The organism is Aeromonas sp. SCS5 (assembly GCF_001887375.1).
GTDB classification, from domain to species: Bacteria; Pseudomonadota; Gammaproteobacteria; order Enterobacterales; family Aeromonadaceae; genus Aeromonas; species Aeromonas jandaei.
Map to the genome: position 1 here is coordinate 136,194 of NZ_LFCS01000001.1, position 23,325 is coordinate 159,518.

General features: G+C 57.8%; 19 protein-coding genes. 8 read left to right on the plus strand and 11 right to left on the minus strand.

The window, feature by feature from the left end; genetic code table 11:
- Window position 1 precedes the first annotated feature (1 nt).
- Window positions 2–691, plus strand: coding sequence for a DUF2987 domain-containing protein (locus BS300_RS00685; RefSeq protein WP_071910072.1), 690 nt, complete (start codon window positions 2–4; stop codon window positions 689–691).
- 103 nt (window positions 692–794) lie between these two features.
- On the opposite strand, the gene ttcA is transcribed toward BS300_RS00685, so the two are convergent.
- The 11 genes from ttcA to ccoN form a co-directional block, all read right to left on the minus strand.
- Complete coding sequence (gene ttcA, locus BS300_RS00690; protein ID WP_005336634.1) at window positions 795–1,703, minus strand: tRNA 2-thiocytidine(32) synthetase TtcA; 909 nt, start codon at window positions 1,701–1,703, stop codon at window positions 795–797.
- Window positions 1,704–1,777: 74 nt separating this feature from the next.
- Complete coding sequence (gene uspE, locus BS300_RS00695; RefSeq protein ID WP_042031012.1) at window positions 1,778–2,725, minus strand: universal stress protein UspE; 948 nt, start codon at window positions 2,723–2,725, stop codon at window positions 1,778–1,780.
- Window positions 2,726–2,876: 151 nt separating this feature from the next.
- Complete coding sequence (locus tag BS300_RS00700; RefSeq protein ID WP_033113524.1) at window positions 2,877–3,632, minus strand: FNR family transcription factor; 756 nt, start codon at window positions 3,630–3,632, stop codon at window positions 2,877–2,879.
- Window positions 3,633–3,700: 68 nt separating this feature from the next.
- Window positions 3,701–4,387, minus strand: a complete 687-nt coding sequence (locus BS300_RS00705) for a sulfite exporter TauE/SafE family protein (RefSeq protein ID WP_071910075.1) — start codon at window positions 4,385–4,387, stop codon at window positions 3,701–3,703.
- Window positions 4,371–4,559: a cbb3-type cytochrome oxidase assembly protein CcoS gene (gene ccoS, locus BS300_RS00710; protein ID WP_043850927.1), complete on the minus strand. Its 189-nt coding sequence runs from the start codon at window positions 4,557–4,559 to the stop codon at window positions 4,371–4,373. Before ccoS ends, BS300_RS00705 begins: the two co-directional genes overlap by 17 nt.
- Before the next feature lie 138 nt (window positions 4,560–4,697).
- On the minus strand, window positions 4,698–7,094 hold the full coding sequence (locus BS300_RS00715) for a heavy metal translocating P-type ATPase (protein ID WP_071910077.1): 2,397 nt from the start codon (window positions 7,092–7,094) through the stop codon (window positions 4,698–4,700).
- Window positions 7,095–7,180: 86 nt separating this feature from the next.
- A complete protein-coding gene (locus tag BS300_RS00720; RefSeq protein WP_071910079.1) occupies window positions 7,181–7,681 on the minus strand; it encodes a FixH family protein in 501 nt (166 codons plus the stop codon).
- A 140-nt stretch (window positions 7,682–7,821) separates the two neighbouring features.
- Entirely contained in the window at window positions 7,822–8,802 is a 981-nt protein-coding gene (gene ccoP, locus BS300_RS00725; RefSeq protein ID WP_041207798.1) for a cytochrome-c oxidase, cbb3-type subunit III, read from the minus strand.
- Window positions 8,799–8,981, minus strand: a complete 183-nt coding sequence (locus BS300_RS00730) for a CcoQ/FixQ family Cbb3-type cytochrome c oxidase assembly chaperone (protein ID WP_041207797.1) — start codon at window positions 8,979–8,981, stop codon at window positions 8,799–8,801. The genes ccoP and BS300_RS00730 overlap by 4 nt, the downstream gene beginning before the upstream one ends.
- Before the next feature lie 10 nt (window positions 8,982–8,991).
- Window positions 8,992–9,606 carry a cytochrome-c oxidase, cbb3-type subunit II gene (gene ccoO, locus BS300_RS00735; RefSeq protein ID WP_041207796.1) on the minus strand — a complete coding sequence of 205 codons (615 nt, stop codon included), beginning with the start codon at window positions 9,604–9,606 and terminating at the stop codon, window positions 8,992–8,994.
- 16 nt (window positions 9,607–9,622) lie between these two features.
- Complete coding sequence (gene ccoN / locus BS300_RS00740) at window positions 9,623–11,047, minus strand: cytochrome-c oxidase, cbb3-type subunit I (protein WP_042031008.1); 1,425 nt, start codon at window positions 11,045–11,047, stop codon at window positions 9,623–9,625.
- Between the two features lie 283 nt (window positions 11,048–11,330).
- Here ccoN and BS300_RS00745 point away from each other — a divergent pair, with 283 nt between their 5' ends.
- The 7 genes from BS300_RS00745 to BS300_RS00775 all read left to right on the plus strand — a co-directional run bounded on the left by BS300_RS00745 (window position 11,331) and on the right by BS300_RS00775 (window position 23,303).
- A complete protein-coding gene (locus BS300_RS00745) occupies window positions 11,331–11,792 on the plus strand; it encodes a hypothetical protein (protein WP_071910081.1) in 462 nt (153 codons plus the stop codon).
- A 102-nt stretch (window positions 11,793–11,894) separates the two neighbouring features.
- Window positions 11,895–12,353, plus strand: a complete 459-nt coding sequence (locus tag BS300_RS00750) for a GAF domain-containing protein (protein WP_033113533.1) — start codon at window positions 11,895–11,897, stop codon at window positions 12,351–12,353.
- 101 nt (window positions 12,354–12,454) lie between these two features.
- Window positions 12,455–13,093 carry an RNA chaperone ProQ gene (gene proQ / locus BS300_RS00755; protein WP_033113534.1) on the plus strand — a complete coding sequence of 213 codons (639 nt, stop codon included), beginning with the start codon at window positions 12,455–12,457 and terminating at the stop codon, window positions 13,091–13,093.
- An 8-nt stretch (window positions 13,094–13,101) separates the two neighbouring features.
- On the plus strand, window positions 13,102–15,117 hold the full coding sequence (prc, locus tag BS300_RS00760; RefSeq protein WP_043850781.1) for a carboxy terminal-processing peptidase: 2,016 nt from the start codon (window positions 13,102–13,104) through the stop codon (window positions 15,115–15,117).
- Between the two features lie 129 nt (window positions 15,118–15,246).
- On the plus strand, window positions 15,247–17,871 hold the full coding sequence (pepN, locus tag BS300_RS00765) for an aminopeptidase N (RefSeq protein ID WP_071910083.1): 2,625 nt from the start codon (window positions 15,247–15,249) through the stop codon (window positions 17,869–17,871).
- Between the two features lie 93 nt (window positions 17,872–17,964).
- A complete protein-coding gene (locus BS300_RS00770) occupies window positions 17,965–18,186 on the plus strand; it encodes a DUF2835 domain-containing protein (RefSeq protein ID WP_041207791.1) in 222 nt (73 codons plus the stop codon).
- A gap of 278 nt (window positions 18,187–18,464) precedes the next feature.
- The gene (locus BS300_RS00775) at window positions 18,465–23,303 is read left to right on the plus strand and encodes an NAD-glutamate dehydrogenase (RefSeq protein ID WP_071910085.1); all 4,839 of its coding nucleotides are present in this window, start codon (window positions 18,465–18,467) and stop codon (window positions 23,301–23,303) included.
- The last annotated feature ends 22 nt before the right edge of the window (window positions 23,304–23,325 follow it).

The window sequence follows — 23,325 nt, forward strand, 5'->3', positions numbered from 1 at the left end:
AATGACCTGTCGATATGGAGTGATCTCTACCGTACGTCGTACCCTGCTGGCCAGCCTGTTGCTGCCGACACTGGCGATGGCTGGGCAACCTGTGCTGGAGCTGCAATATGGCGCCTTCTACAGCCAGATGAAGACCTTCGCCAAGGGCGAGTTTGGCCATGCCAGACTGGGGTTTTATCTGACCGATCCGCAAAATGGCAAGCGCTGTGCGCTCGACTCTGCCCGGGTCTCGACACAGGACAAGGATGTGAAGGGGGAGGTAACGATCGACAGCGAGCTGCGTCTGCCGTTCGATGACGACCTCAATCTCGACAAGGCGGTGGTTGCGGTCACCCTGAAAGAGCCGCACGCGACCTGCGATATGACGGTGCAGGTGATGGCCGATGCGCCGGCCGTTCCCGACATGCCACTGGCTGAGCTTGCCAAACGTCAGCAGCAGATGCAGCAGCTGCTGGACAAGATGGCTGGCATGGTCGGCAAGTACTTCTTGCCGAAGATGGAGGGTATCCGGATCGCGCTGGTCGAGCCGCAGGGGACTGCCTACCTTGTCGATGGGGCCCGGCAGGAGCCCGTTGCGTGGCAGCATGGCCAGTTGCTCTTGAGCAATGCGCAGCTGAGTGCATTTGCGGGTGGTACCTTGCGTCTGCAGGGCGAGGTGTTGCGACTGACCCCCTGGCTGCACAAAGGCTGATGCCAACGGTGCTGTTACATTCGTAGCAGGCAGGTCATGAAAGCAAAAAAGGAGCGATTATCGCTCCTTTTTTATTGTGTGGCGTTTGCCCTGTGAGCGCGGTTTAGCGCACTTCAATTACATCCAGCATGTCCATCTCGTCGATGTCCAGCAGCGGTGCTTTTGGCATCTCGGGCGGATCAAAGGCCTTGTCGCCACCATCGATGATGCCGGAGTCGCGGTTGATGCTCTTGAAGTCAAACAGCTTGTGGTCGAGCAGGTGGCTCGGGATCACGTCCTGAATGGCGGTGAACATGGTCTCGATGCGACCCGGGAAGCGGCGATCCCAATCCTGCATCATCTGCTTGATGGCCTGACGCTGCAGATTCTCCTGCGAGCCGCACAGGTTGCACGGAATGATGGGGAAGGCTTTGACATCGGCGTAGCGGATCAGATCCTTCTCTTTGCAGTAGGCCAGCGGGCGGATCACCACGTTCTTGCCATCGTCGCTCACCAGCTTGGGCGGCATGGACTTGAGCTTGCCACCGTAGAACATGTTGAGGAACAGGGTCTCGAGGATGTCGTCGCGGTGGTGGCCAAGGGCAATCTTGGTGCAACCCAACTCCTGAGCTGTGCGGTAGAGAATACCGCGGCGCAGTCGTGAGCAGAGGGAGCAGGTAGTTTTACCTTCCGGTACCTTCTCCTTGACGATGGAGTAGGTATCCTCTTCGACAATCTTGTACTCGATGCCGAGGGAGTCCAGATACTCGGGCAGCACGTGCTCGGGGAAACCGGGCTGCTTCTGATCCAGGTTGACGGCAACCAGATCGAAATGGATGGGGGCACTGGCTTTGAGGCTCATCAGTATGTCGAGCATACCGAAGCTGTCCTTGCCGCCGGAGAGGCAGACCATGACCTTGTCGCCCTCTTCAATCATGTTGAAGTCGGCAATGGCCTGACCTACGTTGCGCCGCAGGCGCTTTTGCAGTTTGTTGAAACTGTATTTTTCTTTGGCGTTCAGCTCTTCTAGCATGCTCGTAAAACCCGGGACACAAATAAGCGCGTTATTATAGCCATGTCCCGGGGGAGGGCAAGGTGCCAGGCACCTTATGATTGATTGCGACGGCTGTCGACCGGGCAGCTGTAGTCGGCCGGTTTGAGGATCAGCAGGTCGCAGGAGAGGCGGTCGATCACATGCTCGGCGGTATTGCCGAGCAAGGCAGCCGAAAGGCCGGTGCGGCCGACGCAGCCCATGATCATCAGATTGGCATCCAGCTCTTCAGCCATGTCCGGCAGCACCTCTTCCGGCAACCCTTCCGCTACCCGGGTCCAGAGATGGCCGATACCGAACTTGTCGGCATGGCTCAGCAGCAGGGTCTCGTGGTGTTTGCGGATAGCCTCGTTGTAGGCGTTGGGATCAAACTCCGGCAGCTCGATGGCCACATTGACCGGGGTTCCCGGATAGGTGTTGACCAGATAGAGGCTCGAGCCGAGCAGCTCGGCGATATCGCCACCTTCCTGGGTGATCCGCTCGTTGAGCAGCTTCTGATCCGGATCGTCGCTGGAGCAGTTGATGGCGGCGATGATATTGCCGCCCCGTTTCCAGTGCCCCTCTTTTACCAGCAGCACCGGACAGGGACATTTGCGCAGCAGATGCCAGTCGGTCGGCGTAAAGATGAAGGTTTGCAGGAAGCTGTGATGGTGGGTGGCCTTGACCACCAGATCGTGACGTTGCTCCAGCACCTCCTGAATGACGGATTCGAAGGGGCGGTTGTGCCAGATCACTTTGACTTCGCAAGCGATCCCTTGCGAGCGGTAGGGGGTGAGGATTTCGTCCAGCCACTCTCGCCGTTGGGAGATGACGCCGTTACGCATCTCTTCGCGCTCCTCGACGGAGAGCATGGCGGTCATTTCATACGAGAAGTCATAGATGGTGAGCAGCAGGGTCAGGCGGGCATTGTCGTCCAGCTCGGCGATCTTGACGGCCCGTTCGAGGGCGATTTGGCGCTCCTCTTCTGGATTGATAACTACCAGAATATTCTGATATTTGACCATCTTCTCCTCCTTGGAAAAGTCCAATGACGGCAGAATCTTAGTCATTACAGCTTAGCGCAGGAGGAGGGGGGCTGGAACGTACCGGATCACATTCCAGAGGAAAGGATCCGGCCGGGAAAGCGGAATAAAAGCGGGGTTGTAAGGGGAAAAATCAGCCGCAGGGCGGACGGGTAGCTCCGGCCATCATGCCCAGCGCGACCTGGTCCAGCACGGTAATGTATTTGCCTTTGACGCTGATGAGACCGGACTTCTGGAAGCGGCCGAGCAGACGGCTGATGGTCTCGACGGTCAGACCCAGATAGTTGCCGATATCGCCACGGGTCATGGCCAGACGGAACTCTTTGGCAGAGAAGCCGCGTTCGGAGAAGCGCACCGAGAGGTTGTGCAGGAAGGCTGCGAGGCGTTCTTCGGCATTCTTCTTGGAGAGCAGCAGGATCATCTCCTGATCGCCCATGATTTCGCTGCTCATCAGGCGCATGATCTGCTGGCGCAGTTTGGGCATCTTGCCGGAGAGATCATCCAGCACTTCAAAGGGGATCTCGCACACCATGGCCGTTTCCAGCGCCTGAGCGAAGGAGGGGTGAGCTTGCTTGTTGATGGCGTCAAACCCGACCAGGTCACCAGCCAGGTGGAAAGCGGTGATCTGCTCATCGCCCTGTTCGGTGATGGTGTAGGACTTGATGGTCCCGGAACGAATGGCGTAGAGCGACTTGAACTCATCACCAGCCTTGAACAGCTCCTCACCCTTCTGGATCGGCTTTTTGCGCTCGATGATGCTATCGAGCTGATCAAGCTCGTTGTCGTTCAGGGTGAAGGGGATACAGAGCTGACTGATGCTGCAATCCTGGCAATGAATTGCACAGCCACCGCTCTGGATACGTCTGCCAGGTTTCTTTTCCGGGATCATAGGCTCATACGAATAATTGATTTATATCAAACAAGTTTACCACCAACTCATCCGTTTTGGATAGGGTTTCAAAAGGCAGCTATGCCAACCCACAGGGTATGAACCCCGAACAAAATGAGTAACAGAGAGCCGCCAAGGCGCAAACTGCGCAGGGTTAACCAGTATCTGAGGCGATCGGCAAGGCCCCCCAATGCAAACAAGGTCGGCAGGGTGCCAAGACCAAAAAATAGCATGATCAGTGCCCCACCAGCGGCAGAGCCGGCAGCTGCGCTCCAGGTCAGCATGGAGTAGACGAGCCCGCAGGGGAGCCAGCCCCAGACCATGCCAAAGGGGAGTGCCTGCAGCGGCGAGGTGAAGGGGAGAAACTTGCCGGCAAGGGGTTTGATATGGGGCCAGAGTTTGGCGCCGAGGCGCTCCAGCAGCAGGATCCCCTGCCACCAGCCGGCCAGATAGAGACCAAGGGCGATCATCAGCAATGCGGCTACCAGACGCAGCCCTTCGATGGCATGTTTGCCTGCGCCCAGTTCACTGGTGGTGGCGAGCAGGCCGCCCACCAGCGCGCCTGCCAGCACATAGCTCAGGATCCGCCCCAGGTTGTAGTTGAGCAGGTAGCCAAGGCGTCCGCTGAAGTGCTGCTTGTCGGCCGGGATGGCCATGGAGAGGGCGGCGGAGACGCCACCGCACATGCCGATGCAGTGAGCCGAGCCTGCCAGTCCTACCAGCAGGGCACCAAGCAGATCAAGGTTGTGAGTCATGGGAGGAGGGCTTTACCACTTTTTGTTGGGGTTCATCTTCATCGAACAGGATGTTGGAACCCTGGCGATCGAGATCTTCAAATTGTTCGGAGCGAATGGCCCAGAAAAAGACCACGCCGGCGATGACGACGAAGAGAATGGCGATGGGGATCAGGACAAAAATTATGTTCATGAGAGGTACCTTGGCATTCATCCGTGGCAAGCGTCCTCCATGGTAACCCCGTTCGGGAGGAGGGCCAGCCGCTATCGGTCAAAAATGTGGCCTGCATCGGAGGCAGGCCACTATTTCAGCTATTTTCTTGCAGTTTGTTTATCTATTGAGGCGCATCGAGTTGGTCACCACGATGAGTGAACTGAGCGACATGCCCGCGGCTGCCAGATAGGGAGGCAGCCAACCACAGGCTGCCAGCGGCAGTACCAGCAGGTTGTAACCGATGGACCAGGTAAAGTTCTCGATGATGATCTTGCGGGTGCGCAACGCGAGCCTCCTGGCATCGAGCAGACGACTGAGATCATCGGCCAGCAGAATGGCATCGGCGCTGTTTTTGGCCAGGTCAGTGCCGCCCGCCATGGCAAAGGAGGCATGCGCTCCGGCCAGCACGGGGGCATCGTTGATGCCATCACCCACCATGATGCTGATCTCGCCCTCTGCTTCACGGGCTTTGAGATACGCCAGCTTGCCATCCGGCGTCACCCCCTTGACCAGCTCGTCGACCCCAAGGGTTCGGGCAATCTCGTCAGCCTGGGAAGAGCTGTCACCGGTCAGAATAGTCGTCTGCAGACCGGCAGCCTTGAACGCGTCGATCAACGCTTTGGCATCCGGGCGCAAGGTGTCATCCAGATCGAAACGGGCGAGGAGTTGCTGTTCGTCGGCAAGGTAGATGGCAAGACCATGCTGGGCGTTATCGTCACTCTCGATACCAAGCCAACTGGCGCTGCCGATACGATAGCGCACGCCGTCTACCAGCCCGGTGATGCCGTGACCGATGACTGGTGTGATCTCGCTTGCTTGCGGCAACTGCGCCACTTCATCGGTGGGTAGCCTGAAAGCGCGAGCGATGGGATGCTCGGACTGGGCCTCCAGCGCCCGTGCGATGCTCAAGCAGCCGTCTGCATTGAGCGTGCTGAGCGCAGTGGTTGCGGACAGGCGGATCTCACCGGTGGTGAGCGTGCCAGTCTTGTCCATCACGATCCGGTTGGCCTTGGTCAATATATCCAGCACATGGCCACGGCGCAGCAGGATGCCGTTGCGGGTCAGATTGGCGGTCGCCGAGGTCAGCGCGGTCGGTGTTGCCAGCGAGAGCGCGCAGGGGCAGGTAGCCACCAGCACGGCCAGCGCGATCCAGAATGCCTGTTCCGGTTGGTGGAAGTGCCAGAAGGTCCAGACCGCCGCGGCAATGATAAGCAGCACCAGAATAAAGTGGCGCGACAGCTGATCCGCCATCTGGGCGATGGCCGGTTTGTCATCGAGGGCATGATCCTGCAGGCGCATGATCTGGGAGATGCGCGACTCTTCGATGCGGTGGGTCACCCGGATCTGCAGCGGCGCATCGGTGTTGATGGTGCCGGCATAGACCAGATCGCCGCACTGCTTGAACAGCGGCAGCTGCTCGCCAGTCAGCATCGCCTCGTTGAGGCTTGCCTCTCCCGCCACGATGACGCCATCCGCGGGCAGCGTCGCCCCTGCCAGTACTCGCACCCGATCGCCGACTTGCAGGGTCTTGGCTGCCACTTCACGCTCGCTATCCTGGTCGATCAGGGTCGCCATGATGGGTACCAGCCGAGCCAGGTTGGAGCTTGATTCGGAGGCTTTGCGCCGGGCCCGCAGCTCAAGAAAACGGCCGAGCAGCAGGAAGAAGACAAACATGGTGATGGAGTCGTAGTAGACCTCACCGGTATTGAACACGGTGGCCCACATTGAGGCGATAAACGCCCCGATCAGTGCCAGCGATACCGAGACATCCATCGACAGATGCCCCTGCTTCAGGCTGCGCCAGGCGTTGATGTAAAAGGGTTGGGCCGAGTAGATCATGATGGGGGTGGAGAGCAGCAGGCTTATCCACTTGAAGTAGACCATGAATTCATCTTCGACGCTGATAAAGAGGTCCATGTAGAGCGCGACGGCGCACATCATCACCTGCATCGACCCCAGCCCCGCCAATGCCAGCCGGAACATGTAGCTGCGCACCTCTTTGGCGTAGAGGGCTTCCTGCTGATGGGTCTGGAAGGGGTAGGCGCGATAGCCAATCTTGGCGAAGCCCTTGAGAATGTCGCTCAGGGAGAGCTGGGCCGGATCCCATTTGATACGGGCGCGATGGGTCGTGGTGTTGACGTTGATGTAGCGCAGACCGCTTAACGTCATCAGATGGCGCTCGATAAGCCAGGCGCAGGCGGCGCAGGTCAATCCCTCTACCGTCAGCTGGATTTCACGCGTTGTCTCGCGACCCGTGCCGCTGTCGGTGACAAACTCCTGCTGCACTTCCGCCAGATCGTAGTGGGTGAGGGCAGCGAGTTCCTCGGGCACCAGTTCCCCCTTGATGCCGGGGGCGGTGCGGTGGTCGTAATAGCTGGCAAGGCCGCACTCCATGATGGTCTCTGCCACGGCCTGACAGCCGGGGCAGCACATGGGCCTGACGATCCCCTTTATTTCGAGGGAATAGCCGCTATTGGCGGGAACCGGCTCGCCACAGTGAAAGCAAGGGGTCATGATTTATGTTCCCCTAAATGCAGAATGCAAGCAGCACGGTTGCTGGCGAGAACCAGCTCACCACAGTGAGAACAGCCGGTCATGACTTAGCGTCCTTTCGGATCGAGTTCGACAGGTACCTGGGTGGGCAGTTGTACCGTCTCTTGCAGGCGCCACTCGTGGTTGAACGCATCCACCCGGATGTGCCATTTACCTGTGAGCGGTTTGTCGAAGTGGAGGCGATAGGTGCCGCTCGCATCGGCAGTGATCATGTGTTCGCTATCCAGCCCCGCCAGAGTGGGGTGGAAGAGCGACAGATAGAGGGCCTGACCCGGCGGGATGTCACCGCTGACGGGCTTGAGGGTCAGCTCATGGCTGTTGACCTCAAGGGCGAAGCGGATATTGAGGGCCTCGGAGCGATCGAACTTGCTCAGATCCTGATTGATCTCTTTCCCTTGTTTGTAATAGTCCTCGGCGACCAGATTGACCCCATCCTTGCTGGCAATGATGGCGGTAGAGATGCTGCCGACAACGGCGGCAGTGGGGAGGGCGATGATAAACCAGGGCCAGAATTGGCGATACCAGGGTTTGAATACAGGTTGGGTCATGATGCTACTGCCGTGAAACGAATGATTAACGAGTAAGAGAGCTTTTCTGCAACACAAGATAACAAAAAGCCTCGAGGAGTCGAGGCTTTTTGCTGTGTAATCACGTGTTTATCACATGTTACGACTTATGTGAGCGACCTTTATTTAGCAGGCTGATGGGACAGGCTGTAAACGTAGGAAGCCAGCAGGTGTACCTTGTCTTCACCCAGGATGTCTTTCCAGGCCGGCATCACACCGTGGCGACCGTGGGTGATGGTCTGCACCACCACTTCGCGGGAACCGCCGTAGAGCCAGGTGTTGTTGGTCAGGTCCGGTGCACCAACGGCGATACCGCCCTTGGCATCGGGGCCGTGGCACGCAGCACAGATGGTGAAGCGCGCTTCGCCCTTCTTGGCTTCGACCAGATCGACCTTGCGACCGGAGAGGCTCAGCACATAGGACGCCACCTCTTGCACACCGTCTTTACCGAGGATTTCACCCCAGGCAGCCATGATACCCTGACGACCGCCCATGATAGTGGTCTTGATTTGATCAGGCTGGCCGCCCCATTGCCATTCGCTGTCGGTCAGGTTCGGGAAACCGCGACCACCGCGGGCGTCAGAGCCGTGGCACTGGGAGCAGTTCTGCAGGAACAGACGCTGACCCACTTTGAGGGCTTCCGGATCCTTGGCGATTTCGGTGATGGCGCGGTAGGTCTTGCCATCAGCCTCATAGGTCAGTTCACGGAACTTGGCGCCATAGATCTCGTCAGCCTTGGCGACCTCACGGTCGTACTCCACGGCGCGACCTTCAGCCTTGGCTGATTCGGTTGCCGCCTTGGACTCGGCCAGCGAGCGTACGTCCTGGTTGGAACTTTGCCAGCCCAGCAGGCCTTTGAAATTGCCAAGACCCGGGAAGGCGACCAGATAGACCAGACCGGTGACGATGAAGAAGAGGAACATGTAGGTCCACCACTTCGGCAACGGGTTGTTGATCTCCTCGATACCATCGAAGGAGTGGCCCATCGGCTTGCCTTCTTCAACGCCCATCTTGTCCTTGAGGCACCACATCAGCAGCAAGAAGCAGCCGAGGATGGTCCCCAGGGTGATGACGGTTACGAAAATACTAAACAGAGTGCTCATTCTTGTTTCGCTCCTGCGTTCTTTTTATCAGCACCGGCTTGCTCATCATCGGCAAACACCAGATTGGCGGCCTCATCAAAAGAGGTCTTGCGGCGTTTGCTGTAGGCCCAGACGATGATGCCAATCATGATGGCCATCAACAGCAGGGTATACAGACCGCGAAATGTGCCGTAATCCATCTCAGGCTCCTTATTTCAGGGCATGGCCCAGTGATTGGAGATAGGCGATGAGGGCTTCCAGCTCGGTCTTGCCTTTAACTGCTTCCCCTGCACCCTGAATATCCGCATCGGTATATGGCACACCGAAGTGATCGCGGAACAGCGCCAGTTTTTTGCCAGTCATTTCGCCGGTCAGCACATTGGTGTCGAGCCAGGGATAGGCAGGCATGTTGGACTCGGGAACCACATCACGCGGGTTGATGAGGTGAGCATGGTGCCATGCATCGGAGTAGCGACCACCTACGCGGGCCAGATCCGGGCCGGTACGCTTGGAGCCCCACAGGAAGGGGTGCTCCCACACGCTCTCGCCGGCAACCGAGTAGTGACCGTAACGCTCGGTTTCGGCACGGAACGGGCGGATCATCTGGCTATGGCAGTTGGTGCAGCCTTCGCGAATGAAGATATCGCGTCCTTCCATCTGCAGTGCGGTATAGGGCTTGAGGCCCTCAACCGGCTCGGTGGTCTGCTTCTGGAAGAAGAGCGGGGTAATTTCAACCAGGCCCCCCAGGCTGATGGCGAAGATAATGGCCACCACCAGCAGAGGAACGTTCTTTTCAAGGATCTCGTGACGGTTATTGTTGCTCATTCTTGGACCTCTTCAATCATGCTGGCTGGGCGACAGGTTCCAGGGAACCTTTGGGCGCAGTGATGGTGCGATAGGCGTTGTAGGCCAACAGCAGCATACCGGTGACGAAGAAGCAGCCACCCAGGAAGCGCACGAAGTAGAAGGGATAGGAGGCCTGCAGCGCTTCTACGAAGCTGTAGGTCAAAGTGCCGTCTTCGTTGACTGCACGCCACATCAGGCCTTGCATCACGCCGGAAATCCACATGGCAACGATGTAGAGCACGGTACCCACAGTCGCCAGCCAGAAGTGGACGTTGATGAGCTTGATGCTGTACATGCGGCCCTGACCGAACAGGTTCGGGATCAGGTGATAAACCGCACCGATGGAGACCATGGCTACCCAGCCCAGCGCGCCGGAGTGAACGTGACCTACGGTCCAGTCGGTGTAGTGGGAGAGGGCGTTGACAGTCTTGATCGCCATCATCGGGCCTTCGAAGGTCGACATGCCGTAGAACGACAGGGAGACGATCAGGAAGCGCAGGATGGGGTCATAACGCAGCTTGTGCCAGGCACCGGAGAGGGTCATGATGCCGTTGATCATGCCACCCCAGGAGGGCACGAACAGGATCAGGGACATGACCATGCCGAGGGACTGGGCCCAGTCAGGCAGCGCAGTGTAGTGCAGGTGGTGCGGACCGGCCCAGATATAGAGAGAGATCAGCGCCCAGAAGTGGACGATGGAGAGACGGTAGGAGTAAACCGGACGTCCAGCCTGCTTGGGCACGAAGTAGTACATCATCCCGAGGAAGCCTGCTGTCAGCAGGAAGCCTACCGCGTTGTGGCCGTACCACCACTGCACCATGGCGTCCATGGCGCCGGAGTACATGGAGTAGGACTTCATGGCACTGAGCGGTACTTCCATGTTGTTGACGATGTGCAGCACGGCGACCGTGATGATGAAGGCGCCGAAGAACCAGTTCGCCACATAGATGTGGGAAGTGGTGCGCTTCATTAACGTGCCGAAGAAGACAATGGCGTAGGCGACCCACACCACAGTGATGGCCAGGTCAATCGGCCACTCCAGCTCGGCATACTCCTTGGCGGAGGTGTAACCCAGCGGCAGGGAGATGGCAGCCGACAGGATGATTGCTTGCCAGCCCCAGAAGACGAAGGTCGCCAGCGGGCCACCAAACAGCCGGGTTTGGCAGGTGCGCTGAACAACGTAGAACGACGTTGCCATCAGAGCGCTGACGCCAAAGGCAAAAATCACCGCGTTGGTATGGAGGGGCCGCAGACGACTGTAGGTCAGCCACGGAGTGTCGAAGTTAAGAGCAGGCCAGATAAGCTGGGCTGCGATCAGTACGCCAACCGACATGCCGACAATTCCCCAGACAATCGTCATGACGGTAAACTGGCGAACAACGGTGTAGTTGTACTCAGGATGGTTAGTTGTATGGCTCATCGTTATATTCCGCTTCCGATGCTGCTGTTGTTTGGTTTTTTGTCCGGCAAACCGGACGGACTTCATCGCGCTATCTTCAACCACTTGTTAACACCTGTTAACGAAAGGAAAAGTAAAAGATGGCTAAATGAAAACTCCATGGGAATGATACTGAACTGACAGGTAAAATAACAGTATAAACAGTGATATATTTGGCTCCGCCCAGTCTCGTTTACACGCTTGTTTTACCTTGTTCGAGATCAAAAAAAGACCATTTTTATTACATCTTTACAGGGTGTTTTTGATGAAAGAGAGACTGACTGCACAGAAAGTAATGCATCTTGTGCTAGTGCTGGCCGTTCTGGTGGCGCTGGTGAGCTATCGCACCTGGTTTGCAGCCGATAACGCACAAAATTCCGAGCCCAAAAAAGATCAAATTTGTGATCTTTCCCACAGCAGTTGTGACCTATTAATTGGTGAAAAGTCGATGGCAATTGCTATTTCACAATTACCTGTGCGCGCTGAACGCGATTTTATTATTCGATTGGAGGGCGGGGACCCCGGGATTAAACCGATCAAAGCCTGGCTCGAGGGGCGAGATATGTTTATGGGCTCCATCCCTGTCAATTTTGAATCAAGTGGCAATGGCTGGCAGGCAAATGCGCTGGTAGGAAGCTGCACATCCCCCATGATGGTCTGGTTGCTCAATATTGAGTGGAGCAATGGCCAGCGCCAGCAGCTGGCACTTTCAGTCGCTCGGGAATAGTGATGTCGTGGCAGGGAAGGGGGACTCTGGAAAAAATATTTGAAATTTTTGTCTCAGAGGTTACCTTCCCTTCAGTCTACAGGGAGTGAAGTGCATTTAATCATGAGTGACAAGAACGCCTTTTATCGTACCCTCAACCGGCAAGCGCAGGCGCTGCTGGAAGGGGAGCCAGATCTGATCGCCAAACTCGCCAACCTCTCCGCCTTGCTCAATCAGGAGTTGACTGGTATCAACTGGGTCGGTTTTTATCTGTTGCAAGGGGATACTCTGGTGCTGGGGCCCTTCCAGGGCAAGCCGGCCTGTGTCCGGATCCCGGTTGGCCGTGGTGTCTGCGGTACGGCTGTTGCCCAGGGCAAGACCCAGTTGGTGGATGATGTGCACCAGTTCGAGGGACATATTGCCTGTGACGGTGCCAGCAACGCTGAAATTGTGATTCCGCTGCGTCGGGGTCACGAGATCATCGGGGTGCTGGATATCGACAGTCCGATTTTTAACCGTTTCGACCAGGAAGACCGGATTGGTCTTGAAGAAACGGTGCAAATTTTGGAAAGCATGCTTTAAGTCATTGCTAGATGGTTCGCAAAAGGCCCCAAGCTCTCTATAATGGGGCCTTTGTTGTGCTCGGGAAGTGCCCGTGCGTTTATTGAAAGCCAAGGTTATACATGGAAAACACTGAGAAGCTGAAGAACAGTAAAGAGATCGTTGCCTACCTGGTCGAGAAATTCCCGGCCTGCTTCGTTGCTGAAGGAGAGGCCAAGCCGCTCAAGATTGGCATCTTCCAGGATTTGGCCGAGCGTCTTGCTGACGATGCCAGAGTCTCCAAGACCATGCTGCGTTCCGCACTGCGTCAATACACCTCCAGCTGGCGCTATCTGCATGGGCTCAAAGCCGGTCAGGCTCGCGTTGATCTGGATGGTAACCCGGGCGAACTGCTGACCGAAGAGCACATCGAGCACGCCAAGCAGGCTCTGAAAGAGAGCAAAGAGCGCGTCTTTGCCAGCCGTCGCACCAATACCAAAGAGAAGGATGAAAAGGCCAAGAAGCCGCGTCGTCCTGCTCCCCGCAAAACCGAAAAAGCTGATGTAGCTGCCAAGCCGAAAGCGCAGGAGAAAGCACCGGTCGCTGAAGCTCCGCTGGTAAAAGTGGATGCCGCTACGCTGAAAGTGGGTCAGGGGGTGCGCGTTGTTATGGGTAAATCCCCGGTTGCGGCCACCATCAAGGAAGTGACCAAAGATGATGTACAGGTCCAACTGCAGACCGGCATGATGCTGCGGGTCAAATCAGAGCACTTGGTTCTCTAAGGAGACAAATGTTGAAGCATGGCGTAATTCGTTTTTCCCTCGTTGCCTGTAGCCTGGCGTTTGTCGGGCTTGCACAGGCCATCGAGCCGGTGCTCAAGGAGAGTGATTTGCCTGTGTTGGCTCAAGAGAGCCAACATGCTACGGCCAGCAAGCGAATTACCAATCTGTTTACCCGCTCGCACTACAAACAGTTCAAGCTGGATGATGCCTTCTCCTCCGTGATCTTCGACAAGTATCTGGAGAACCTGGATTACAGCCGCAACCTGTTTTTGGCCTCTGATATCAGCCGTTTTGAAAAGTACCGTAACGGTTTTGACACCGACCTTGAAAGAGGCCGTCTGGCGCCCGCCTACGAGATGTTCAACCTGAGTCAGCAGCGACGTTATGAGCGGTACGAATACGCCCTCAAACTGCTCGATACTCCTTTTGATTTCACCCAGAACGACAACTATGTGTTTGATCGGGAAGGGGCGGCTTGGCCAAAAGATGAGGCTGAACTCAATGAGTTGTGGCGTCAACGGGTCAAGTTCGATGCCCTGAGCCTCAAGCTCAGCGGCAAGGAGTGGCCCGAGATCAAGGAGCTGCTTGGCAAGCGTTACAACAACGCCATCAAGCGGATGTCCCAGACCGAGAGCGAGGATGTATTCCAGCTCTTCATGAACTCCTTCGCTCGTGCCATCGAACCGCACACCAGTTATCTCTCTCCGCGCAGTGCCGATCGTTTCAATACCGAGATGAACCTCTCGCTTGAGGGGATTGGTGCCGTGTTGCAGGCAGAGGATGATTTCACCGTCATTCGCTCGCTGGTTCCCGGCGGCCCGGCTGCCAAGTCCAACCGCCTCAAGCCTGATGACAAGATCACCGGGGTAGGGCAGGACGATGGCAAGATTGTCGATGTGATCGGCTGGCGTCTTGATGACGTGGTCGAGCTTATCAAGGGGCCCAAGGGGAGCAAGGTCAAGCTAGAGATCCAGCGTGGCAAGGGGGCAACCGCCAAGACCGAGCTGATCGACCTGACCCGCGACAAGGTGCGCCTCGAAGATCGCGCGGCCAAGTCGAAGGTGATTAACGCCGAAGGCAAGAAGATCGGTGTTATCGAGATCCCGAGCTTCTACGTCAATCTGCACGACGACGTGATCAAGGAGCTCTCCACCCTCAACAAGCAGAAAATCGACGGCCTCATCATCGATCTGCGCGGTAACGGTGGTGGTGCCCTGACCGAAGCGTCTGCCCTGAGCGGCCTCTTCTTCGGCAGTGGCCCTGTGGTTCAGATCCGTGATCACATGGGTCGTATCACGGTCAACGGCGATGATGATGGCAACGTCTATTACGGCGGCCCCATGACTGTACTGATCGACCGCTACAGCGCGTCGGCTTCCGAGATCTTTGCGGCAGCCATGCAGGATTACGGCCGGGCCCTGATCTTGGGTGAAAACTCGTTCGGCAAGGGGACGGTGCAGCAGCATCGCAGCCTCGCCAAGGTCTACGACTTCTACGAGCAGCCGCTGGGTCACGTGCAGTACACCATCGCCAAGTTCTACCGGATCAACGGTGGCAGTACCCAGAACAAGGGGGTTGCACCGGATATCAGCTTCCCGACACCGGTTGCACCGGAAGAGACGGGTGAGAGCCGCGAGTTCAATGCTCTGCCTTGGGACAAGATTGCGTCGGCCAAGTATGACAAGCTCGGCAACTTTGCCAGTTTGCTGCCCAAGCTGAAGTCGGCCCACGATGCACGCATCGCCAAGGATCCCGAGTTTGCCTACGTGATGCAGGACATTGCCGACTACAAGGAGGAGAAGGACAAGAAGTCAGTCTCCCTCAATGAAGCGGTACGTCTGGCAGAGCAGGCCAAGCAGGATGAGAAAGCGCTCAAGCGTACCAATGAGCGACTGGCTCGCCTTGGCAAGCCGCCGGTGAAGAGCCTGGATGAACTGCCTGCCGATTTTGAGGCCCCTGACGAATATCTGGTCGAAGCGGCCAATATTACGGCAGATCTGGCCAAGACCGGCAAACGCAGCTGATCTGACTGAGATAACGAGCAAGGGCGACGCAAGTCGCCCTTTCTTTTTGTCTGCTGCAAATTGTTTGACCCTGCCAGTTGGTTGTGACAGCCTCTTTCTCGCCTTTAACAAGCGTGGAAGCAGACAATAATGAACGATCACTCCCAGGCCATGACGGCCAAATATCGTCAGGACTATCAGGCACCGCTCTACTGGATCGACACCATCGACCTCGATTTCCAGCTGCAGGAGCCACAGACCCGGGTCACTGCCATTACCCGTATCCGCCGAAACGGCGAGCACAATGCGCCGCTGGTACTGGATGGTGAGCAGCTGACGCTAGAGAGCATCGCCATCGATGGCATCCCCTGCGAACACTACGAGCAGGGCGAGAGCTCCCTGACCATCTTCAATCTGCCCGCCGAGTGCGTACTGACCATCGTCACCCTGCTGGATCCGGCCGCCAACACCGCGCTGGAAGGGCTCTACAAATCGGGTGATGCCTACTGTACCCAGTGCGAAGCGGAGGGCTTTCGCCGCATTACCTACTATCTGGATCGCCCCGACATTCTGGCGCGCTACAGCACCCGCATCACCGCCGACAAAGCCAAATATCCCTTCCTGCTCTCCAACGGCAACAAGGTAGATAGTGGCGATCTGGGCGACGGCCGCCATTTCGTGCAGTGGCAGGATCCGTTCCCCAAGCCCAGCTACCTGTTTGCCCTGGTAGCCGGTGATTTCGACGTGGAGCGCAACCATTACGTCACCAAAAGCGGTCGCAAGGTGGCTCTCGAGATCTTCGTCGACAAAGGCAATCTGGATCGCGCCGGTTTTGCCATGGAGAGCCTCATCAACTCGATGCGCTGGGACGAGCAGCGCTTTGGCCTCGAGTATGATCTCGACATCTACATGATCGTTGCAGTGGACTTCTTCAACATGGGTGCGATGGAGAACAAGGGGCTGAATATCTTCAACTCCCGTTTCGTACTGGCCAACCCGGCGACCGCCACCGACAACGACTACAACGATATCGAACGGGTGATCGGTCACGAATATTTCCATAACTGGACCGGCAACCGCGTGACCTGCCGCGACTGGTTCCAGCTCAGCCTGAAAGAGGGGTTGACGGTGTTCCGGGATCAGGAGTTCTCCTCCGATCTGGGCTCTCGTGGCGTCAACCGCATCGACAACGTGCGCACCATGCGCGGGCCGCAGTTTGCCGAAGACGCGGGCCCCATGGCGCACCCCATCCGTCCGGATGTGGTGATCGAGATGAACAACTTCTACACCCTGACCGTCTATGAGAAAGGGTCGGAAGTGATCCGCATGATGCACACCCTGCTGGGGGAGACCGCCTTCCAGGCGGGTATGCGCCTCTACTTCGAGCGTCACGATGGTTCGGCGGCCACCTGCGATGATTTCGTGCAGGCGATGGAGGATGCCTCCGGGGTTGATCTCGGCCGTTTCCGCCGCTGGTACAGCCAGTCCGGCACCCCCGAGCTGAACGTGACCGACGAGTACGATGTTGCGAGCGGTGTTTACCGTCTGCACGTGAGCCAGCACACGCCGCCGACTCAGGATCAACCGCAAAAGCTGCCGCTGCACATTCCGCTCGATATCGAACTCTATGACGAGCAGGGCGCCGTTATTGCGCTGCAGTATCAGGGCAAGGCCATCGGCAACGTGCTCGACGTGCTGGAGTCAGAGCAGACCTTCGTGTTCGATCAGGTGCCGGTCAAGCCGGTTCCCTCCCTGCTGCGGGACTTCTCCGCGCCGGTCAAGCTGCATTTTGATTACAGCGATGAGGCGCTGGCCTTCCTGATGCGCCATGCCCGCAACGAATTTGCCCGCTGGGATGCGGCGCAGATGCTGATCAACAAGGCGGTTATCGACGGGGTAGCCCGGGTGCAGCATGGACAGGGGGTTGAGCTCTCCCAAACCCTGCTGACAGCCTTTATCGCCATTCTGGAAGATGCCGAACTCGATCCGGCGCTCAAGGCGGAGATCCTGACCCTGCCGGGTGAGGCGACCCTGGCCGAACTGTTTGAGGTGGCGGATATCGATGCCATCCATCAGGTGCGCAACGAGATCACCACCTCGCTGGCGCAAGCCTTTGGCGACCAGCTGCTGGTGACCTACGAGAGCCTTCATCTGCCGGGTTATCAGGTGGTGCATGCCGATATGGCCAAACGCGCGCTCAAGAGCGTGGTGCTCGGCTATCTGGCGGCCCTCGATGCTGGCAGTGCCGACCTGCTGGTGCGCCAACAATATGCCGCCGCCGACAACATGACCGACACTCTGGCGGCGTTGCAGGTCGCCAACAGCTATCTGTTGCCGTGCCGCTCCGAGCTGCTGGCCGATTTTGAAGGCAAGTGGGCCCGGGATGGTCTGGTGCTGGATAACTGGCTGCGTCTGGTGGGTAGCAAGCCGGCGGAAGATGTGCTGAGCGAGGTGCAGCAGGCGATGGCTCACCCGACCTTCAGCATTCGCAACCCGAACCGTCTGCGTGCACTGGTCGGCAGCTTTGCCATGAACAACCAGGTGCAGTTCCACGCCATCGATGGTCGCGGCTATCGCTTCCTGACCGATCTGCTGATCGAGCTCAACGAGGTCAACCCGCAGGTCGCTTCCCGCCTCATCACCCCGCTTATCCAGTTCAAGCGACTCGATGAGGGGCGCAAGGGGCTGATCCGTGCCGAGCTGACCCGCCTGGCCAACCTCGAAGGGTTGGCGCGGGATCTGTTCGAAAAAGTGAGCAAGGCGCTGCAGCAGTAACATCGACGGGGCAGGGGAGTGTCATCCTCTGCCCCGTTTTTTGATCCTCTCTGCTTGCCAGCGGGGTAAACAGGGCATCTATCGGGAGTAAACGTGAAGCAATTTACCTTTCGGCTGTCGCTGAGCAGTGACGAGGTGATGTTGATGTATCAGGGGCACGCCAGACGACTGGTGGTGCGCAGTGAACAGGGGCTGACCATCGAGCTTGGCATCGATAAAATCCGGCCTTTTGTCGCTATCAGCGGGGTACATGGCTATTTTCGCCTCAAAACGCAGGACGATTATCGCTTTATCAGCCTCGAACGCATAAGTTAACAAAAAACGAACAGTTTACCGACTGATTATCTGATTGTGCTCACTATCTATCCGGAAAAGTGGCACAAAGGCAGTGGGAATTTCTGTTTTTTTGCCTGTTGGCAAAATATCTCACAGTTTAAGCCGTGATCTGCACCTTGTTTTTAACAGTCCGTTAGCATCTTCTCTCGCCTTCCTTGATCCAAGCCATTACACTTCGCAACAACTCTGCACCAGCGGGTAACCAGGGTGGTTGCCTCTGCGTCGGTGGTTAATGTCGTCCGATAAGGAATATAAAAATGGCATTGAAAGACGCCCCTACCTCAGTTCTGCTCGAAAACGTTCTCGGCCTGATCCATCAAAAACTGCCCAAGAAGAGTGCCTCTCTGGTCGAATGCTTCGTGGCCAAGTTTTACGGCAACATGGCGAGCTCCGACATGCATGATCGCAACGACAGCGATCTCTACGGCGCGGCGCTTAGCCTCTGGAATGCCCTCAATCAGCGTAGCGGAACCGAACCCTATATCCGGGTCTACAACCCCGAGCTGACTCGCCATGGCTGGCAGTCCCCCCACACCATCGTCGAGGTGATCCTGCAGGATTCTCCCTTCTTGGTGGACTCCATCCGGATGGCGCTCAAGCGTCTCAATATCACCGCCCACATGATGCTGCACCAGCCGCTGCACCTGATCCGCGGCGAAGAAGGCAAGATCAGCGCCATTCTGGATCTCGGCAATACCGACGGGCAGACATCGGTCGAAACCGCCTTCCTCATCGAAATCGATCACCTTACCAGCGAAGCGCAGATGGAAGCGCTGGCAGCCGAACTGAAATCCGTGGCTGGCGAAGTTGCGCTGGCGGTCGGCGACTGGCAGCCGATGCTGGCCAAGCTCAATGAAATCATCGACGAGCTGCCAAAGCGCAACCATCCGGTGAGTCAGGAGGAGGTCAACTCCTGCATCGCGTTTCTCAAATGGGTGGCGGCCCATAACTTCACCCTGATGGGCTATCGCCGCTACGACGTCAAGGCGGTGGAGGGGGATCACGAGATCCTGCCGCAGGCGAACTCCAGTCTCGGCCTGATGAAGAACTCCATCAAGGATGAGGGGCAGCGCCTTGGCAATATGCCGGCCAGCGCCCGTCACGCAGCGCTGAGTCAGGATCTGCTGATCCTCACCAAATCCAACAGCAAATCCCGTGTTCATCGCCCGGCTTATGTGGATTACATCGGCATCAAGCGCTTCGACGAGCATGGCAAGGTGGTGGGGGAAGATCGCTTTATCGGTCTGTATGCCTCCTCCATCTACAACACCAGTGCGACCCAGATCCCGCTTATCAGCCATCGTCTCGAGCGCATCATGGCCTCTTCCGGCCATGAGAAGGGCTCCCACGCCTACAAGGCGCTGCTGAACGTGCTGGAAACCTATCCCCGTGACGAGCTGATCCAGGCCCGCGAAGAGGAGCTGCTGGCTACCGGTCTGGGTGTGCTGGAGATGCAGGAGCGGGACATGCTGCGCCTGTTTGTGCGCCGCGATGTCTATGGTCGCTTCTTCTCCTGCATGGTTTATGTCACCAAGGAGCGCTACAACACCGCGCTGCGGATCAAGACCCAGCAGATCCTGCAACAATATTTCGGCAGCAGCGAAGAGGTGGAGTTCAACGTCTACTTCACCGAGGGCGTGCTGGCACGGACTCACTACATAGTGCGGGTTAACAACAACAACGTGGATGTGGATGTGAACGAAGTACAGAACAACCTGATTGAAGCGGCCCGCAGCTGGGATGACAGACTCGACTCCGTGCTGCTCTCCCACTATGGCGAAGCGCGCGGCAACGAACTGCGTCGCCGTTTCAGCACCGCCTTCCCCCGCGCTTACAAGGAAGATGTGCTGCCGGGCTCTGCCGTGGCCGACATCATGGCGCTGGACAACTTGAGTGAAGCCGAGCCACTCGGCATGTTGTTCTACCGTGCTCAGGAAGAGGAGAACGATCGCCGGGTACGCCTCAAGCTGTTCCACCGCACCGAACCTATCCACCTCTCCGACGTGTTGCCGATGCTGGAGAACATGGGGCTGCGTGTCATTGGCGAGACCCCCTATCAGGTGCGTACTCCGGCGGGCGAGCTGTTTTGGATCCTCGATTTCTCCATGCTGTTACACAGCGATCAGCCGTTCGATCTGGAGCAGAGCCAGCAGCGCTTCCAGGAGGCCTTCGCGGCCATCTGGAACAAGCAGCTGGAAGATGACGGCTTCAACCGACTGGTACTGGGGGCGGGTCTCACTGGCCGTCAGGTCTCGGTGCTGCGCGCCTATGCCAAATACATGCGCCAGACCGGCGTCTCCTTCAGCCAGTCCTATATCGAAGAGACCCTGACCCGCTATCCCGATATCGCCGGCCTGCTGTTTGGGCTGTTCGAGCAGCGTCTCAATCCGGCCATGCCCCGCCATGCGGAAACCGGGGCCAGACTGCACGAGGAACTTGCCGCCAAGCTGGATCAGGTGGCCAACCTCGATGACGATCGTATCATTCGCCGCTACGTGGAGATGATCGACGCCACCCTGCGCACCAACTACTACCAGCTGGACAAGGCGGGCAACATCAAGCCCTACATCTCCTTCAAGCTGGCGCCGTCCAGCATTACCGACATGCCGCTGCCGCTGCCCAAGTTCGAAATCTTTGTCTACTCGCCACGAGTGGAAGGGGTACACCTGCGCTGGGGCAAGGTAGCTCGTGGTGGCCTGCGCTGGTCCGATCGCAAAGAAGACTTCCGCACTGAAGTGCTGGGTCTGGTCAAAGCCCAGCAGGTGAAGAACACCGTCATCGTGCCGGTGGGGGCCAAGGGTGGCTTCTACTGCAAGCAGATGCCGGCAGGCGCCCCCCGCGCCGTTATTCAGGAAGAGGGCAAGGCCTGCTATCGCCTGTTTATCCGCGGTCTGCTCGATGTGACCGACAACATCATCGCTGGCGAAGTGATCCCGCCCAAGGATGTGGTGCGTCACGACGAGGATGACTACTACCTGGTGGTGGCTGCCGACAAGGGGACGGCCACCTTCTCCGATATCGCCAACGAAATCAGCTTGGAGTATGGCCACTGGCTGGGTGACGCGTTCGCCTCCGGCGGTTCGGTCGGTTATGACCACAAGAAGATGGGCATCACCGCCCGCGGCGCATGGGAGTCGGTCAAGCGCCACTTCCGCGAGCTGGGTATCAACTGCCAGACCACCGATTTTACCTGCGTCGGGATTGGCGACATGGCGGGCGACGTGTTCGGCAACGGCATGCTGCTCTCCGAGCACACCCGACTGGTGGGCGCGTTCAACCACATGCACATCTTCGTCGACCCCAACCCGGATTCGGCCAGGAGCTTTGTCGAGCGCAAGCGTCTGTTCGAGCTGCCGACCTCGACCTGGGATGACTACGACAAAAGCCTGATCTCGGCAGGGGGCGGCATCTTCCTGCGCTCGGCCAAGTCCATCAAGCTCACTCCTGAGATGCAGACCCTGCTCGGTACCGACAAGGCCAGCATGGCGCCGAACGAGCTGATCAAGGCACTGCTTTGCCTGAATATCGACCTGCTGTGGAACGGCGGTATCGGCACCTACGTGAAGAGCGCCCGCGAGAGCGACGCCGAGGTCGGTGATCGCAGCAACGATGCATTGCGGGTCAATGGCCGCGATCTGCGTGCCCGCATCGTGGGTGAGGGCGGTAACCTCGGCTTTACCCAGCTTGGCCGGGTGGAGTACGCCAGTCAGGGCGGCCGCATCAATACCGATTTTACTGACAACGTGGGCGGCGTGGACTGCTCCGATAACGAGGTGAACATCAAGATCCTGCTGAACCAGTTGGTGGCAGCCGGGGATATGACGCTCAAGCAGCGTAACCAGATGCTCTTTGATATGACCGACGATGTGGCGCAGATTGTCATCACCAACGCCTATCGCCAGTCCCAGTCCATCTCGGTCACCAGCTTCCGCGGCTCTGAACAACTCAAAGAGCAGCAGCGCTTTATTCAGGGGCTGGAGCGGGAGGGCAAGCTCGATCGTGCGCTGGAGTTCCTGCCATCCGATGAGGAACTCTCCGAGCGGATGGCGGCAGGGCAGGGGCTGACCCGACCCGAGCTGGCGGTGCTGGTGGCGTACGGCAAGATGGTACTGAAAGAGCAGCTCAACTGCCCGGAAGTGACCGACGAGCCGTTCCTCGCCAACATGCTGGTCACCAGCTTCCCGCCCAAACTGCAGCAGCAGTTCGGTGCGGCACTGGCCCAGCATCCGCTGCGGGGCGAGATCATTGCGACCCGGGTCGCCAACATGCTGGTCAACGACATGGGGCTCAACTTCGCTAGCCGGATGAAGGACGAGACCGGAGCCTCGGTCGCCGAAGTGGCCTGCTGCTTTGCCATGGCCCGCGAGGTGTTTGGCATGAACCGGCTGTGGCGCGACATCGAAGGGTGTGACAACCTGGTGGGGGCAGAAACCCAGCTCGAGCTGATGTTCTACAGCCGCCGCATTGTGCGCCGCGCCACCCGCTGGTTCCTGCGTGCCCGCAACCGCAGCTGGAGCATCAGCGAGAACATCGCCTTCTTCCGTCCGGCCTTCGAAACCTTGAGTCAGCACCTCTATGAGGTCATGGATGAGAGTGAAGTAGCCGAGCACAAGCTGGCAGTGCAGAAGCTGGTGGAGAAACAGGTGCCGGAGGCCATCGCCCGTCAGGTCGCTCATATGAGCAGCCTTTTCTCCACTCTGGATCTGGCGCAGATTGCCGCGGAGCACAAGACCGACATCCTGCGCGCCGCCAATGTCTACTACCGCCTTGGCGCCAAGCTGGATCTGCACTGGTTCCTCGACCAGATCAACCATCAGCCGGTTGGCAACCACTGGCAGGCGATGGCGCGAGCCTCCTTCCGCGAAGATCTGGACTGGCAGCAGCGCAGCCTCACTTCCGTGGTACTGGAAGGGTGCAAAGATCAGGGAGAATGCGCTACCATACTGGCCGACTGGATTTCGGAGCATGAACAACTCTTGTCCCGTTGGACCCATATGTTGGCCGACTTCAAGACCACCAGCACTCACGAGTTCGCCAAGTTCTCGGTGGCCTTGCGAGAGTTGAACCTGCTCCAGTTGAATTGCCGATCACTGTAATTGCCTGAAAGCATAACAGCGG

What these genes read in the sequence shown, in the direction of transcription:
- ttcA (WP_005336634.1), bottom strand. Translation starts at nt 1,703, where the DNA reads ATGCTAGAAGAGCTGAACGCCAAAGAAAAATACAGTTTCAACAAACTG.
- ccoS (WP_043850927.1), bottom strand. Translation starts at nt 4,559, where the DNA reads ATGAACATAATTTTTGTCCTGATCCCCATCGCCATTCTCTTCGTCGTC.
- proQ (WP_033113534.1), top strand. Translation starts at nt 12,455, where the DNA reads ATGGAAAACACTGAGAAGCTGAAGAACAGTAAAGAGATCGTTGCCTAC.
- BS300_RS00745 (WP_071910081.1), top strand. Translation starts at nt 11,331, where the DNA reads ATGAAAGAGAGACTGACTGCACAGAAAGTAATGCATCTTGTGCTAGTG.
- BS300_RS00715 (WP_071910077.1), bottom strand. Translation starts at nt 7,094, where the DNA reads ATGACCCCTTGCTTTCACTGTGGCGAGCCGGTTCCCGCCAATAGCGGC.
- BS300_RS00720 (WP_071910079.1), bottom strand. Translation starts at nt 7,681, where the DNA reads ATGACCCAACCTGTATTCAAACCCTGGTATCGCCAATTCTGGCCCTGG.
- ccoN (WP_042031008.1), bottom strand. Translation starts at nt 11,047, where the DNA reads ATGAGCCATACAACTAACCATCCTGAGTACAACTACACCGTTGTTCGC.
- uspE (WP_042031012.1), bottom strand. Translation starts at nt 2,725, where the DNA reads ATGGTCAAATATCAGAATATTCTGGTAGTTATCAATCCAGAAGAGGAG.
- BS300_RS00750 (WP_033113533.1), top strand. Translation starts at nt 11,895, where the DNA reads ATGAGTGACAAGAACGCCTTTTATCGTACCCTCAACCGGCAAGCGCAG.
- pepN (WP_071910083.1), top strand. Translation starts at nt 15,247, where the DNA reads ATGAACGATCACTCCCAGGCCATGACGGCCAAATATCGTCAGGACTAT.
- BS300_RS00730 (WP_041207797.1), bottom strand. Translation starts at nt 8,981, where the DNA reads ATGGATTACGGCACATTTCGCGGTCTGTATACCCTGCTGTTGATGGCC.
- BS300_RS00685 (WP_071910072.1), top strand. Translation starts at nt 2, where the DNA reads ATGACCTGTCGATATGGAGTGATCTCTACCGTACGTCGTACCCTGCTG.
- BS300_RS00775 (WP_071910085.1), top strand. Translation starts at nt 18,465, where the DNA reads ATGGCATTGAAAGACGCCCCTACCTCAGTTCTGCTCGAAAACGTTCTC.
- ccoP (WP_041207798.1), bottom strand. Translation starts at nt 8,802, where the DNA reads ATGAGCACTCTGTTTAGTATTTTCGTAACCGTCATCACCCTGGGGACC.
- prc (WP_043850781.1), top strand. Translation starts at nt 13,102, where the DNA reads ATGTTGAAGCATGGCGTAATTCGTTTTTCCCTCGTTGCCTGTAGCCTG.
- BS300_RS00700 (WP_033113524.1), bottom strand. Translation starts at nt 3,632, where the DNA reads ATGATCCCGGAAAAGAAACCTGGCAGACGTATCCAGAGCGGTGGCTGT.
- ccoO (WP_041207796.1), bottom strand. Translation starts at nt 9,606, where the DNA reads ATGAGCAACAATAACCGTCACGAGATCCTTGAAAAGAACGTTCCTCTG.
- BS300_RS00705 (WP_071910075.1), bottom strand. Translation starts at nt 4,387, where the DNA reads ATGACTCACAACCTTGATCTGCTTGGTGCCCTGCTGGTAGGACTGGCA.